This is a genomic window from Alcaligenes sp. SJTW-7, from assembly GCF_047716895.1.
Taxonomy (GTDB): Bacteria; Pseudomonadota; Gammaproteobacteria; order Burkholderiales; family Burkholderiaceae_B; genus Alcaligenes; species Alcaligenes ammonioxydans.
The window spans coordinates 523,734-536,925 of record NZ_CP136682.1 but is presented as its reverse complement, the minus strand read 5'-3'; the positions used below and the strand labels follow the sequence as shown (position 1 = coordinate 536,925).

General features: G+C 57.5%; 15 protein-coding genes. 8 read left to right on the top strand and 7 right to left on the bottom strand.

Going from position 1 to position 13,192, the window contains the following annotated elements; translation table 11 throughout:
* Positions 1–80: 80 nt before the first annotated feature.
* Entirely contained in the window at positions 81–935 is an 855-nt protein-coding gene (locus tag RSQ48_RS02355) for an AraC family transcriptional regulator (RefSeq protein WP_003803969.1), read from the top strand.
* Here the strand turns inward: RSQ48_RS02355 and RSQ48_RS02350 are convergent.
* On the bottom strand, positions 927–1,820 hold the full coding sequence (locus RSQ48_RS02350; protein WP_003803971.1) for a LysR substrate-binding domain-containing protein: 894 nt from the start codon (positions 1,818–1,820) through the stop codon (positions 927–929). The genes RSQ48_RS02355 and RSQ48_RS02350 overlap by 9 nt on opposite strands.
* 156 nt (positions 1,821–1,976) lie before the next feature.
* Between RSQ48_RS02350 and RSQ48_RS02345 the strand changes: the two genes are divergently transcribed.
* From RSQ48_RS02345 to RSQ48_RS02315, 7 genes are all read left to right on the top strand, one after another.
* A complete protein-coding gene (locus RSQ48_RS02345; protein WP_003803973.1) occupies positions 1,977–2,969 on the top strand; it encodes a Bug family tripartite tricarboxylate transporter substrate binding protein in 993 nt (330 codons plus the stop codon).
* Positions 2,970–2,984: 15 nt separating this feature from the next.
* Positions 2,985–4,160, top strand: a complete 1,176-nt coding sequence (locus RSQ48_RS02340) for an amidase (RefSeq protein WP_415302115.1) — start codon at positions 2,985–2,987, stop codon at positions 4,158–4,160.
* Positions 4,161–4,422: 262 nt separating this feature from the next.
* Entirely contained in the window at positions 4,423–5,736 is a 1,314-nt protein-coding gene (locus tag RSQ48_RS02335) for a ferric reductase-like transmembrane domain-containing protein (RefSeq protein ID WP_240208934.1), read from the top strand.
* Between the two features lie 78 nt (positions 5,737–5,814).
* A complete protein-coding gene (locus RSQ48_RS02330; protein ID WP_415302114.1) occupies positions 5,815–6,195 on the top strand; it encodes an RNA-binding S4 domain-containing protein in 381 nt (126 codons plus the stop codon).
* Between the two features lie 300 nt (positions 6,196–6,495).
* Positions 6,496–7,650 carry a mandelate racemase/muconate lactonizing enzyme family protein gene (locus RSQ48_RS02325; RefSeq protein WP_415302113.1) on the top strand — a complete coding sequence of 385 codons (1,155 nt, stop codon included), beginning with the start codon at positions 6,496–6,498 and terminating at the stop codon, positions 7,648–7,650.
* 30 nt (positions 7,651–7,680) lie between these two features.
* Positions 7,681–8,655, top strand: coding sequence for a Bug family tripartite tricarboxylate transporter substrate binding protein (locus tag RSQ48_RS02320; RefSeq protein WP_003803983.1), 975 nt, complete (start codon positions 7,681–7,683; stop codon positions 8,653–8,655).
* A 104-nt stretch (positions 8,656–8,759) separates the two neighbouring features.
* Positions 8,760–9,401, top strand: a complete 642-nt coding sequence (locus RSQ48_RS02315) for an HD domain-containing protein (RefSeq protein WP_039943889.1) — start codon at positions 8,760–8,762, stop codon at positions 9,399–9,401.
* Between the two features lie 24 nt (positions 9,402–9,425).
* On the opposite strand, the gene RSQ48_RS02310 is transcribed toward RSQ48_RS02315, so the two are convergent.
* The 6 genes from RSQ48_RS02310 to RSQ48_RS02285 all read right to left on the bottom strand — a co-directional run bounded on the left by RSQ48_RS02310 (position 9,426) and on the right by RSQ48_RS02285 (position 13,190).
* Positions 9,426–9,800, bottom strand: a complete 375-nt coding sequence (locus tag RSQ48_RS02310; RefSeq protein WP_003803988.1) for a nucleotide pyrophosphohydrolase — start codon at positions 9,798–9,800, stop codon at positions 9,426–9,428.
* 71 nt (positions 9,801–9,871) lie between these two features.
* Entirely contained in the window at positions 9,872–10,333 is a 462-nt protein-coding gene (locus RSQ48_RS02305; RefSeq protein WP_003803990.1) for a YaiI/YqxD family protein, read from the bottom strand.
* Positions 10,334–10,336: 3 nt separating this feature from the next.
* Positions 10,337–10,603 carry a hypothetical protein gene (locus RSQ48_RS02300; RefSeq protein WP_003803991.1) on the bottom strand — a complete coding sequence of 89 codons (267 nt, stop codon included), beginning with the start codon at positions 10,601–10,603 and terminating at the stop codon, positions 10,337–10,339.
* A 311-nt stretch (positions 10,604–10,914) separates the two neighbouring features.
* Positions 10,915–11,196, bottom strand: a complete 282-nt coding sequence (locus RSQ48_RS02295) for a peptidylprolyl isomerase (RefSeq protein ID WP_003803993.1) — start codon at positions 11,194–11,196, stop codon at positions 10,915–10,917.
* A 100-nt stretch (positions 11,197–11,296) separates the two neighbouring features.
* On the bottom strand, positions 11,297–11,998 hold the full coding sequence (locus tag RSQ48_RS02290) for a TerC family protein (protein ID WP_059318540.1): 702 nt from the start codon (positions 11,996–11,998) through the stop codon (positions 11,297–11,299).
* A 382-nt stretch (positions 11,999–12,380) separates the two neighbouring features.
* Positions 12,381–13,190: a phosphodiesterase gene (locus RSQ48_RS02285; RefSeq protein ID WP_059318539.1), complete on the bottom strand. Its 810-nt coding sequence runs from the start codon at positions 13,188–13,190 to the stop codon at positions 12,381–12,383.
* Positions 13,191–13,192: the final 2 nt, after the last annotated feature.

The following is a 13,192-nucleotide window of genomic DNA, read 5'->3' as shown; positions in this document are numbered from 1 at the left end:
ATAGTGTCTCGCCAGAATCAAGATCATTGGATAAGATTAGTCCCGACAACTTATCTTTTCATCCAGAAAGGGATGATTTCATGAATCTGGATCGCCTCTCTCTTTTGCTGGAACAATTCCGTGTCCGGGCCCATTTGTTTTACAACGGCTCCTTATGCGGCATGACCCGCTTTGCGGCTCAGCCCGGGCGGGCCTTTTTGCACATCCTCAGACGGGGTCAGCTGGGGGTGCGTCACGATCCGCGCGATCCAGTGCCGGAAATCCTGACGATTGATCGTCCCAGCCTGCTGTTCTATCCACGTCCGCTGGACCATACTTTCTACGATATGCCCGAGGAGGGCTCGGACTTTACCTGCGCCACCCTGGATTTTGACGGTGGTGAACATCACCCGCTGGCCCGGTCGCTGCCGGACCTGATCATTGTTCCCCTGGAGGAGGCGGCAGGTCTGGAGCAAGCATTGAGCCTGTTATTTGCAGAAACAGAATCAGTACGTTGCGGCCATCGTTTGCTGGCCGATCGTCTGTTTGAAATCGTGCTCTTGCAACTGCTGCGCTGGTTGTTTGACCATCCCGACCGCTGCGATATTCCCGTGGGCCTGTTCCGGGGGCTGTCCCATCCTCCCGTCGCCCGCGCCTTGCTGGCCATCCAGGCCGACCCGGGACGAGACTGGACTGTGCAATCGCTGGCTGAACAAGCCAAGCTCTCGCGCAGCGCGTTTGCCGTCCAGTTCAAGCAGTGGGTGGGTGACACGCCGGCCGACTATCTGGCCCAATGGCGTCTGTCGCTGGCCTGCCAGCGCTTGACCCAGGGCCAGTCCGCCAAACGCATCGCACTGGATCTGGGCTACGCCAATCCCTCGGCCCTGTCACGCCTGTTTCGACAGCGCACCGGTCAATCCATGCGCCAATGGCTGGCTGCCCGCCAGTCAGACTGAACGATCCTGTTCCAGCACCGCAAGAAAATTCTGGAGCGCGGGATTGGTATTGTCGGAAATGTAGGCGCTCATCAGCTCGGCCGCAATATCGGCAGCATCGAGCAAGGGCAGATACACCAGCGTATCCGTGCGCAGCCGAGCCAGGGAGGCCGGCACGATAGCCGGTGCGATCCCCGCCTCCACCATAATCAACACCGTGGGCACCATGCTCTCCTGGACAAAGCGCGGCAGGCAGCCCGAACGCTGCAGCAAACGTTGTTGAAGCAGATGGAAGTAGCGCGATTGCTGACGTGAATAGGCCACCATTTCGTAAGAAAACGCCTGATGTAGCGTCAGCCCCTGGCTATGTTCCTGCGCACGGGGATCATCGCGTCTGAGCACGAACATCATGGGTTCGGACTCCACCAATTGCGGATTCAGATCGGGCACCGCAAAAGAGGGGCGGATCAACGCCACATCCACCCGGCGCTCATACAAGGCGGCAGGCATGTCACTGGAGTTCATCTCGTAAACCTGCATATCCACCTGCGGGAAGTCCTGACGAAACCGGTACAAATGCCGTGATACGCCCGCATAGGCACTGCTGGGCGTCAGGGCGATACGCAACATACCGGTTTCCCCGCGGTGAACCTGCTGCACCGCTTGCAAAGTCTGCTCCATCTCATTGCCGATAAGGCGCAGGCGGCGCTGCAGCTCCGCGCCGGCCGCAGTCAGTTGCACCGTGCGCGTCGTGCGGATGAACAAGGTGGCCCCGACCTGCTCCTCCAGCCTGCGTATGGCCTGACTCAAGGGAGGCTGGGTCATGAACAGACGCTGTGCCGCACGACCAAAGTGCAACTCTTCGGCCAGAACCAAAAACATTTCACTTAATTTGGAGTCCAGCATATGCCCACCAATTAGGTTTTTAAAAAGATTAATAATGACTATTTTTAATATTAGACAACATAATAAGCTCTCTCTACTATCCGTTCTGACTTCTATCAAAAAAACAGGGCCATACTGCACGCCACGGCGAATCTCGGCCCATTGCAGGAGATGAACATGACGGTATTCAAGCATCGTGCCTCATTGCTGGGCGGCCTACTCACACTGACTTTGCTGGGTTCCGGCTCGGCACTGGCCGACGCCCCCTACCCTTCGCAAGCCATTACTTTTGTTGTGCCTTATGCGGCCGGCGGCAGCTCGGACACCCGTTCGCGGATGCTGGCTCAGAAAATGAGCGATAGTCTGGGCGTGACGATTGTGGTGGAGAACAAGCCTGGCGCCAGCGGCAATATCGGCACTAGCATGATTGCCCGTGCCAAGCCCAACGGGTACACCATCGGTCTGGGCAACTTTGGTCCAATGTCCGTGAACAAAGCCCTGTACGGCAGCAACCTGCCCTTTGATCCCGAACAGGATCTGCAGCCCATCGCCCTGATTGAGCGTGGCGCCATGGCTTTGGGTGTAAACAGCAACTCGCCCTACCAGTCGTTGGCCGACCTGGTGAACGACGGCAAGAAGAACCCACAAAAACTGGACTATGCCTCGACCGGAGCGGGCGGCGCCTCGCACCTGCTGACCGAGCAGTTCAAAGCCACGTCGGGTTTTGACGCGGTACACGTTCCTTACCGCGGTGGCGCACCGGCATCCAACGATCTGCTGGCCGGCAATATCTCCTTCTACCTGGAATTGGCCAGCTTGTTCTTGCCGCACATGCAAATCGACAATCCACGTTTGCGCATTCTGGGTGTGACCTCTGAAGAGCGTGTCAAGGCCATGCCTGATGTTCCCACCTTCAAAGAGCAAGGCGTGGATCTGGTCGCCTCCAACTGGTTTGGCGTGATTGCTCCCGCAGGCATTCCAGCCGATGTGCTGGAAAAACTGAATAAAGCCGTCAACGATGCACTGCAAGACCCCGAGTACCGCAAGATTGTGGAATCCCAGGGCGCAGAAGTGGTGGGCGGCACGCCTGCAGAGTTCTCTGCTTTCATCAAGGAAGAAGCAAAGCGCTGGACGGCACTGATCAAGGCACAAAACATCTCGATTCAGTAATTGCTACTCTGCGCTATGACTGCCCATCCCTCTCCTCTCGCTGTGCAGGACCAGTCCATTCAGGCCTGGTCCTGGCTGGCGGACCCGCTTACCTGTATCAGCACCCACCCCGAGGGCCCCTTGGCGGGCCTGAGCTTCGGCGTCAAGGACGTGCTGGATGTGCAAGGCATGCCCACGCGTTACGGGGCCCATTTCCCCGACGCGCTGCCCGCGCAGCATGATGCGGCCTGTGTGGCCGTGCTGCGCCGGGCCGGTGCCATTCCAGTCGGCAAGACCGTGACGGCAGAGTTTGCCTATGCGGCGCCCGGCCCGACCCGTAACCCGCTGAATCTGGAGCACACTCCCGGTGGCTCCTCCAGTGGGTCTGCGGCTGCCGTGGCCGCGGGCATGGTCGATTTCGCTTTGGGAACCCAAACGGGCGGCTCCATGATGCGCCCTGCTGCCTTTACCGGCATTGTCGGCTTCAAACCTAGTTTTGGTGCCATTCATCGCAGCGGTCTTTTCCTGCTATGCGACAGTCTGGACACCATCGGCTACTTCAGCCGCGACTTGTCCGTATTGCGCCGTGTGGCGACGGTTCTGCAAGGTTTGCCCGATGTTAAGATGCCCACCTGTCCCCGCATCGGCGTGCTGGATGGCAAAGATCTGGGCCCAATTACCCCCGCTGCCCTTGCTGCTCTGGAGCAAGGTTGCCTGCACCTGGAACAACAAGGTGCCCAACTGGAGCGTCTGCCCGCGGACCCGCAACTGAAAGAGCTGCTGATCCTGCAAGGCCAGATCATGGCTTACGAAATGGCCAGCAGCCTGCTGCCCGTCTGGCAAGCCAGCCCCAATGCCTTGCGACCCATTACCGTGCAAGCGATCAAGCAAGGCCTGGAATTGCCCCCGGCGGACTACCACGCCTGGCAGGCACGCCGTCGCCAGCTCCAGACAGAATGGCAGGACCGATATGCTCATTTCGATGCCTTGCTAACTCCGGCGGCCCCTGGCCCCGCGCCCTATGGGCTGGACAGCACAGGCTCCTCGATTCTGAACCGCCCGTGGTCCTTGTTAGGCTGGCCGACCTTAAGCCTGCCCGCGCCCGCTCAGGACTCCCCGCTGCCCCTGGGACTGCAACTGATCGGACAAGCCCATCAGGACGCGGCCTTGCTGGATCTGGCCGTACTGCTCAGTCCTGAACAGGCCCACTGAAAAACGCCCTGCCAGGCGGTGTCCCTCCGAACCCCCCCCAGGCAGGGTCAACACGATAAACAGCAACCAGAATCATTAACAAATACTTTAAATAACAACTATTTAGGGGTATTTTGAGTTTTCTCAATTCACGCCTGAATACAAACACCCCAGACCGCCACGCTACGCACTAAGATGGACAGATGTCCCCGGTGCGCTGCGTCGGTACTTTTTCATGGTGCGACTTGCCAGCCCCCGGCCCACCCATCATTCGGAAAAGGCCATGCGTCGCCCTCTATTTCTGCTGCTCTCCACCTTCTTTCTGATCTGGGCTGTACAAGCCTTGTGGCTCTCTCCCTCGCCCCCAGGCGACACGCTGTGGGTAATCCGGCAGGAAGGCATGCTGCTCACCGGCATTCTGGCGCTGGGCACCATGACGGCCATTATGGTCCTGGCCTTACGCCCCCGTCGCCTGGAACCGTGGCTCGGTGGCATGGACAAAGCCTACAAGCTACACAAGTACCTGGGCATCCTGGCGATTTTGCTCAGCCTGGCGCATTGGCTAAGCAAACAATCCAAAGACCTGATCGCCGCCGCCATCGGCACCAGCGGCAAATTGGCCAAAGTGCCCGTCCCCGAATGGGTCAGCCTCTTCAAGCCCTATGCCAAGACGCTGGGGGAATGGACGTTCTACGCGCTGATTGTGATGTTGATCATTACCCTGGCGCACCGCACGATTTCCTATAAAAAATGGTACAGCCTGCATCGGCTAATGCCGGTTGCCTATCTGATTCTGGTCTTTCATGGCGTAGTCTTGACCCCACCTGCCTACTGGAGCGGGATAGGTGGCTGGCTGCTGGCCGTCAGCCTGGTGATCGGAACAGTAGCCGCCAGCATTCAGCTGTTACGCAATCTCAGTTCGGCTTACCCGCACACCGGTACCGTCATTTCCTGTACCCCGCAAGGCGATGTCCTAGAAGTGCAATGCCGCATGGATCAATCCTGGCCGGGTCATCAGGCGGGCCAGTTTGCCTTCCTGCGTTTGAAAGGCGAAACCGAGTCTCACCCCTTCACCCTGTCCGACGCGGATCAGGATGACCAGATTGTGCGTTTTCACATCAAGCAACTGGGCGACTGGACGCGCCGCCTGCCAGAGCGCCTGCATATCGGACAGAACATCGAGCTGGATGGCCCGTATGGCCGTTTCACTCAACCGGGCCGTGACGACAAGGGGATTTATATCTGGGTCGGCGCAGGAGTGGGAGCGACCCCCTTTCTGTCCTGGTTAAGCCAGGAGCATGAGGAGGGCCATGCTCCTTACGCCTATCTGCAATATGCCTGTCAGCACAGTTCCGACCCACTCGCCCAGGCCTTGAGCAACGCCGCCAAAGAGCACCCGGATGTCAAGCTGGATATTTATGCCGATGGCCGCCGCTGGACTCCCCAAGAGGTAGTGCAGCACTATCAGGCGGGCAGACCATTACATATCTGGTTTTGTGGCCCTGCCGGGATGGGCAAGCAGCTGCAGCGGGAGCTCAAGCGTGCCTTGCCCGCTAAGTCCTGGACCTTGCATAAGGAACACTTTCAGTTCCGCTAGAACCGGGCTGGCCACCAGCAAGCTCGTCACACCGGGTTCCGCCTTTCACGGGGGCCCGGCCTGGATTTACAATACGGCATGGACAAATTACGACTGGACAAATGGCTCTGGGCTGCGCGCTTTTACAAAACGCGCAGCCTGGCCAGTGAAGAGATCACTAAAGGACGGGTTTTGCTCAATCAGCAAAGCACCAAGCCGGCCCGCGAGGTATCGGTAGGGGATCTGATTACCCTGCGCAAGGAAACGCCAGCCATGGAAGTTCACGTTCAAGCCTTGAGTGGGGTACGTGGCCCCGCTCCCGTGGCGCGCACTCTCTATCAAGAAACCGAGCAAAGCAGTGCACGACGCGCGCAGGCCGCGGAACAGCGCCGTCTGGCGCCTGAGCCTGCCCTGGATTTTGACGAGGGACGCCCGACTAAAAAAGATCGTCGTCAGATGCAGTTACTGCGGGGTAAATAAGCCACTCACTGCTCATACATCCCGAGAGTTCACCGGCCCTGCCAGGCCTTGCCTGGCAGGGCCTTTTGCATGCACAAGGGCCAAGAGCGCCTAGTGGCGTACATCACCACTCTCCTGCATCTTTTTCCCACCGCGTGCGACTCTCTACACTCCTGAACCTGTCCTTTTGATATATCAGAAATGGCTTTTATATATCAATAAAATCAAGGGTTTACACCATTGCCCACCTATTCTCCAAAACGCTATAAACCTAAAACAATTACATGCAAACGCATTTAAAAAATGTGAGGAGAACGGAGAATGAGAATCACGGCAGTACGCGCAATTCCCTTGAACGTACCTTTTCAGTTCCATAGCGCGGGCATCAAAAAACCCAGCAATCTGGCCATCTGTCATGTGGAAATCGAAACGGATGAAGGCATTACCGGTTATGGCCTGAGTGCCATTACCGAAGAGCACCCCGTGGCCAGCACCATCAACGACATCCTGGCCAGTGATTTGGTCGGACAAGACCCCTTGAACACGGAGCGTCTGTGGGATCGCATGTACTGGAACGTATGCCCTCGCGGCCAGACCGGCTATGCCATGCATGCGATCTCTGCATTGGACATTGCCTTGTGGGATATCAAGGGCAAGGCCCTGGGTTTGCCTGTCTGGAAACTGCTGGGTGGCGCCCGTGAGAAAGTGCCCGCTTATGCCACGTTTGGCTTTGCCTTCCTGAACGAGGAGGAACTGGTCAAGGTCGCCCAGGACTGCGTCAACCAAGGCTTCAAAGGCTTGAAGATGGTCGTGGGCCATCACGGCCTGCAACGCCGAGATGAACCACGCCCCTTAGCCGAGCTGATTCGTCAGGACATGCGCCGCATGAGCCTGGTACGAGAATCCATTCCTGCCGAGATGCCCTTGTATATCGATGGCAACTGTAGTCTGGACTATGTGCACGCCAAGACCATTGCGTGCCACGCCCGTGACCTGGATGTAGGTTTCTTTGAAGAACCCATCACACAAAATGACACCGGGCGTATGCGTGAACTGCGCCAGAGCACGGGCATCACTGTGGCGGCCGGCCAGAACGAAGGCCAGGCCTATCGGTTCCGCGATCTGCTGATGCAGCAGGCGGTGGACATTGTGCAGCCTAACGTACTGATATCCGGCGGTTTTACCCAGTCCCGCAAGATCTTTGCCCTGGCTGAAAGCTTTAATGCTTCGGTAGCCAATGGCGGGGCATTCCCCTCCCACAACGGTCACTTGCACTGCGGCTTGCTCAATGGCGGTGATGTGGAATGGCATCTGGCCGCCAGCGCCATGATGGCCGAGATCTACACCGGCCTGCCCCAGCCCGAACAAGGCTGGCTACACATGCCAGACGCCCCCGGGCTGGGTCTGAGTCCCCGGCAAGATCAGATCGACAAGCTGCGCAGCAACCCTGGCAGCCTGGGCTCCGGCAAAGGCTGAAACCACCGACTACCGAGGAGGTAAAAAAACATGAAACCCTGGTCCCGTGTTGTACTTGCCCTCAGTTTTATCGTCGCTGCCGCACCCCAAAGCTGGGCAGCTCCCCCCGCCTGGGCCGAGCGCCCGGTGCGCTTGATCGTCCCTTCTGCCGCAGGTGGTTCGGGCGACACCCTGGCTCGTCCTCTGGCCGAAGCACTGGGTAATGAAATCGGTCAAACCGTTGTCGTAGAAAATAAAGGTGGTGTCGGTGGTGTGCTGGGTGCCAGCATGGTCGCCAACTCCAGCCCCGCAGACAATCAGCTCTTGTTTGGTGCCGTGCATCACATGATTGCGCCTGCCGTGTTGAAGAACTTCCCCTACGACACCCGCAAAGACTTGAAAGCGGTCACCTTGATTGCTGCCATGCCCAACGTGCTGGTGGTCAATGCCAACTCGCCCTACAAGAGCGTGGATGACCTCTTGGCTGCGGCCAAGCAAGGCGCAGGCGTGAACTATGGCACGAGCGGCGTGGCCACGATGCTGCATTTGATGGCGGGCAAGCTGGAGAAACGCTCTGGCACCACCATGACTGCCGTGCATTACAAAGGCAGCGGCCCGGCCGTCATGGCGCTGATCAGTGGCGATCAGGTGGACTTCATGTTCGAGACCATGCCTTCGGCTGTCGCACAGATCCGCAATGGCCGCTTGCGCGCTCTGGCCGTCTCCAGCCCGGAGCGCGCGGCTGCCCTGCCTGATGTGCCGACGCTCAAAGAACTGGGTATGGATGAGATCACCGCCCAGACCTGGTATGGCATCTTCATGCAGGGTGACGTGCCTGATGCCACGGTACAAGCCGTCGCGGACAGCATTCATCGAGCCTTGGACACTGAGAAGATCAAGGAGATCTGGCAAGGCAACGGGGCCACCCTGCTTACCAATAGCCCTGCCGAGTTCACACAATATGTGGATCAGGAACTGAACTATTGGGCCGATGCTGTCAGTGATCTGGGCCTGAGCGACTTTTAAATCGCTGGACTCAGGCCAGAAAGGAGCTGCCTGGTGCAGCTCCTTTTCTTTGTCCTGTACTGCTTCGCGGTATGCTGTGTGCCTGACGATTGCAGACCATGACCATGACCCGTCCTTTTCATCCCTTTGAGGCGCTTGCCACTCAACTCCTGCCCCATAGCAGCACCAGCCATAACGATGGCTCTCACGACCAGTCACACCTGCAGCGTGTCTGGAAGAATGTCTGTGCGATTCAGGAAAAAGAAGGTGGGGATCTGCGGATTTTGCTGGCAGCAACGGTGCTGCACGACTGCGTTGCGGTAGAAAAGAACTCGCCGCTGCGTTCGCGCGCTTCCACCCTGTCAGCGGAACAGGCACAACACATTCTGGCCAAGATAGGCTGGTCCGGGCAGGACTGCGAGGCCGTGGGCAAGGTTATCCAAAGCCACAGCTTTTCAGCCAACATTAGGCCGGTCAGCCTGGAGGCCCGCATTTTGCAGGACGCCGATCGGCTGGATGCCATTGGTGCCTTAGGGATAGCTCGCTGCTTCTATACCGCCGGGCGCATGGGCTCGGGCCTGTATGATCCCTGCGACCCGCAGGCACAACACCGCCCCCTGGATGACAAGCGCTACGCGCTGGACCACTTTGCGGCCAAGCTGTTGAAACTGGCTGAGGGCTTTCAGACTAAACGAGGACAGGAAATCGCCCGCGAAAGACACGAGCGGATGGAGCAGTTTGTGCAGGATCTGCTGAGGGAGCTGTAAGGCAGCGCGTTTGCCGCGACGTTCTTACAGTTCCGTATATTTCTTGTTCGTCCCGCGCACCTTGTCGGCGGGATACTTCTGCGCATTTTTCGCCAGTTTGCAGGCGACCGCGTCGTTCATGTCCACGCCCAACACGAACGCCAGACGGCTCAAATAGATCTGCACATCCGCCAGTTCGTCACGCACGGCTTCGGCAGTTTTCGGGTCCCTAGCCACCTCGTGCGATTGCGCTTCTGTCAGCCATTGGAAAATTTCGATCAGTTCGCCCACTTCATTGGTCAAGGCCATGGCCAGGTTTTTAGGGCTGTGAAACTGGTCCCACTCACGCTCGCGCGCAAACTGGGCGACGGCCTCATTCAGACCGGATAAATTCATCAAAGGACGGTTTGAGTCTGTCATTGCGTACTTCACTTAAAAAAATTCAATCCGACCACAGACTCACACAAAGGTGGCCGCCAAGGCAAGTCTGCTCATCGTCGGGCTGCGCTATTCAGACTCATCATTAGACGATCCAGCGCATTGGCAAACTCGCGCCGGTCAGCCTGGCTGAAGGGCGCCGGACCGCCTATGTCCACGCCGGTGCTGCGCAGCTCTTCCATCATGTCGCGCATGGCCAGACGCTCGCCTATGCTATTGACATCCAAACGCTCACCTCTGGGGGTCAGGACCAGAGCCCGACGTTCCAGAACCTGCGCCGCTAACGGGATATCGGCGGTAATCACCAGATCTCCCACACTGGCGTGCTGAACAATATAGTCATCCGCCACATCAAAGCCACGCGCCACCTGCACGGCCCGCAGCCAGGGTGAAGGGGGAGTGCGCAGCATCTGGTTGGCCACCAGGATCACATGGCGACTCCAGCGCTGCCCGGCGCGATACAAAATTTCTTTGATGACGACCGGACAAGCGTCTGCATCTACCCAGATCTGCATAAATTACAGGTCCAAGGCTTGGGCCAGTAGACGATCAATGACCTCATTGGTCGAGACACCTTGCTCGGTAGCGCGAGCGCGCACGGCATCAATAACAGGCTGCGTCAGCTTAACGGGAAAGGACACCAGGCCAGCAGCCTGATCCAGACGACGTTGTTCGCGCCGGTCGGCCACGGCGGAATCAGCTGCAAAGCGTTGTGGCGTGCCCGCCTTTTTTACATTTCCCAGCAATTTGACGGCGCTGAGTTTTTCCATATCGGTGCGTTTCATGGGATTTCTTTATAAGAATGGGCTGAATTGCTCGAAACAAGCGAGCAAGGCGTGGGCAAGGCCCCACGAGCCGGCATGGCTGGCATACTGCGCAGCTTGTGGATAAATGTCCAGACTTTTTATGTATATGTCTGGCAAATACCAGCATGAAGCCACTCCAGAGCCAGGCCTATTGAACAAGAGCCTACTGACATCGCCGTCGCGAAAAGACGGGATTGCGCTTGCCAAAACAGTTCAAGCCCTGCCCAGCATACACAGGCGCAGCAGGCGCAAAAAAACCCGCCGAAGCGGGTTTTTCTGGCCTGATCGTATCAGTCCTGACGTGCAGTCACTTCTACCAGATGGTAGCCGAACTGGGTCTTGACGGGGCCTTGCACAACGCCCACGGGGGCGCTGAACACAACCTGATCGAACTCGGGCACCATTTGGCCACGACCAAAAGTTCCCAGCTCACCGCCCATGCGGGCCGATGGGCAGCTGGAATTGTCCTTGGCCACCTGAGCGAAGTCAGAACCACCTTCGATAGCGGCTTTCAGTTCATTCGCTTTCTCTTCGGTGCTGACCAGAATGTGGCGTGCGGAGGCTTGTGCCATGGTGTACTCCTTTTTTAGAAAATCGTTTGAGCTTAACCCAGAACCATGCCGGAAGCGAAGTCTCCGGCATGGCTTTATACGGGCTGTTTCAATTTCAGACTCAGGCAGCCTGCTTGCGCTTGTAGGCCGCAATACCGTGACCCAACGCGACAATCAGCAAGGCACCAGCCACTTCCGCAGCCAGCTTGATGGTGGTGCTAGGCTCGCCGAAGTACTCGATGTATTTAACGTCCGTCACCAGCATGCCGCCGGCAATCCAGCCCAGCAACGCGGCGCCCAGCGTTACCACAATGGGGAAACGGTCGATCAGCTTCAGAACCAGTGTGCTGCCCCAGATAATGATGGGCACGCTCACCACCAGACCAAAGACCACCAGACCAATCTGATGATCCGGGTCAGCCGTCTGAGCGGCACCCGCAATCGCGATCACGTTATCCAGACTCATCACAAAGTCCGCGATAATAATGGTCTTGATGGCCTTCCACAAGGTTGCCCCCCCTTCCACATTGCCGTGACCATCTTCCTCGGGGATCAGCAGCTTGACGCCAATCCAGACCAGCAACAAGGCACCCACCACTTTCAGGAATGGAACGGACAGCAAGGTCAGAGCAAACGCGATCAGGACAACGCGCAGACCAATCGCCCCTGCCGTTCCCCACAAAATACCTTTTACGCGCTGCTGTGCAGGCAAGTTGCGACATGCCAGGGCAATCACCACAGCATTATCGCCCCCCAGCAATATATCGATCAGGATGATCTGAAATACCGCCGCCCAACTCATTGTCTGCAAAAATTCAATCATTTATAAGACCGCCTTTTCATATTGTTTAATTGAAACCCGACGACCATCTTGCATGACTGTACAACGAGAAAATGACCGCTGTTGTACAAAACAAAAATGGCCTGATCCATTAAGGACACAGGCCATCTTTTTTGAGGATGCACCTTGCCCATGAATGGCAAGGTCTCGCTTGCAACCCTAAGGCTGCCCGGGCACCGGGAATCGGTGAAAAACACAAATTGCCGTGATGACGATGCGCCGGAAAGTAAGCTACTCCCCCTGATAGTTCGCAAGTATAGCGATCTTGTGGCAAACAACAAAGCGTTTCGCCGAACATGGCGGTTTTTCAGTACACGTTCGAAGACCGCGTTGCATGCCAACCTCAAAATCGACCGCCCCGCATTTACAGACACTTCAACGCGTTCAGGTCTCCCGTGTACGGAAAGCGCAGCTCTTCGTAAGCAAAGGGCTGAAAATGCACGGTCAGACCGTCTGCATTGGGCAGGATTACCGCGTAGCTGGCCGGTTCAAAAGTGGACGTTGCCGCTCCCTCGCGCTCCAGATCCAGTTCATGCTGATGGTTGGTGCCACTGACCGTTACAAAGTGCAGACCGTTCCACACGCCGCTGGCACAGCGATGCACATGACCGGAAAACAAATGTACGGGTGCTGGGTTCGCCTTCAACGCAGGCAATAGCTCCAGGGCATTGCTCAAACGCAGCCAATCCATGGAGGGATACTGCAAGGCGGGCAAAGGATGGTGCGAGAACAGCATCACCGGCCCGTTATGCGAGGCCAGTTCCTGCTGCAACCACTGCAGACGCCGCGCGCACAGATAACCGTTGGTGTAGCTGTCTTCCAAGGTATCCAGATAAATCAGACGCCAATCGCGCATGGTTTCGGCATATTGCACAAACCCGGACAAATCGGTCCTGGCGTCTGGAAACACACGGTGAAACGCGCTGCGGCTATCGTGATTGCCCATCAACAAGCGCACGGGCGGAATCAAGTCTTGCAAGCCTTCACGCAGGCGCTCGTACGCGCGTGGGTGACCGGCATGGGTCAGATCGCCCGTCAGCACGCACAGATCCGCATCGGCATGATGGCGATTAATGTGCTGCACACAGTGACGCAAGCGATCCAGAGGGTCCGAACCAAACAACAGGCCATCGGGCGGGGTAATGTGCAAATCCGAAAACTGGATAATCTTCATCA

What these genes read in the sequence shown, in the direction of transcription:
- RSQ48_RS02290 (WP_059318540.1), bottom strand. Translation starts at nt 11,998, where the DNA reads ATGATTGAATTTTTGCAGACAATGAGTTGGGCGGCGGTATTTCAGATC.
- RSQ48_RS02355 (WP_003803969.1), top strand. Translation starts at nt 81, where the DNA reads ATGAATCTGGATCGCCTCTCTCTTTTGCTGGAACAATTCCGTGTCCGG.
- RSQ48_RS02345 (WP_003803973.1), top strand. Translation starts at nt 1,977, where the DNA reads ATGACGGTATTCAAGCATCGTGCCTCATTGCTGGGCGGCCTACTCACA.
- RSQ48_RS02295 (WP_003803993.1), bottom strand. Translation starts at nt 11,196, where the DNA reads ATGGCACAAGCCTCCGCACGCCACATTCTGGTCAGCACCGAAGAGAAA.
- RSQ48_RS02315 (WP_039943889.1), top strand. Translation starts at nt 8,760, where the DNA reads ATGACCCGTCCTTTTCATCCCTTTGAGGCGCTTGCCACTCAACTCCTG.
- RSQ48_RS02325 (WP_415302113.1), top strand. Translation starts at nt 6,496, where the DNA reads ATGAGAATCACGGCAGTACGCGCAATTCCCTTGAACGTACCTTTTCAG.
- RSQ48_RS02330 (WP_415302114.1), top strand. Translation starts at nt 5,815, where the DNA reads ATGGACAAATTACGACTGGACAAATGGCTCTGGGCTGCGCGCTTTTAC.
- RSQ48_RS02285 (WP_059318539.1), bottom strand. Translation starts at nt 13,190, where the DNA reads ATGAAGATTATCCAGTTTTCGGATTTGCACATTACCCCGCCCGATGGC.
- RSQ48_RS02305 (WP_003803990.1), bottom strand. Translation starts at nt 10,333, where the DNA reads ATGCAGATCTGGGTAGATGCAGACGCTTGTCCGGTCGTCATCAAAGAA.
- RSQ48_RS02340 (WP_415302115.1), top strand. Translation starts at nt 2,985, where the DNA reads ATGACTGCCCATCCCTCTCCTCTCGCTGTGCAGGACCAGTCCATTCAG.
- RSQ48_RS02320 (WP_003803983.1), top strand. Translation starts at nt 7,681, where the DNA reads ATGAAACCCTGGTCCCGTGTTGTACTTGCCCTCAGTTTTATCGTCGCT.
- RSQ48_RS02335 (WP_240208934.1), top strand. Translation starts at nt 4,423, where the DNA reads ATGCGTCGCCCTCTATTTCTGCTGCTCTCCACCTTCTTTCTGATCTGG.
- RSQ48_RS02300 (WP_003803991.1), bottom strand. Translation starts at nt 10,603, where the DNA reads ATGAAACGCACCGATATGGAAAAACTCAGCGCCGTCAAATTGCTGGGA.
- RSQ48_RS02350 (WP_003803971.1), bottom strand. Translation starts at nt 1,820, where the DNA reads ATGCTGGACTCCAAATTAAGTGAAATGTTTTTGGTTCTGGCCGAAGAG.
- RSQ48_RS02310 (WP_003803988.1), bottom strand. Translation starts at nt 9,800, where the DNA reads ATGACAGACTCAAACCGTCCTTTGATGAATTTATCCGGTCTGAATGAG.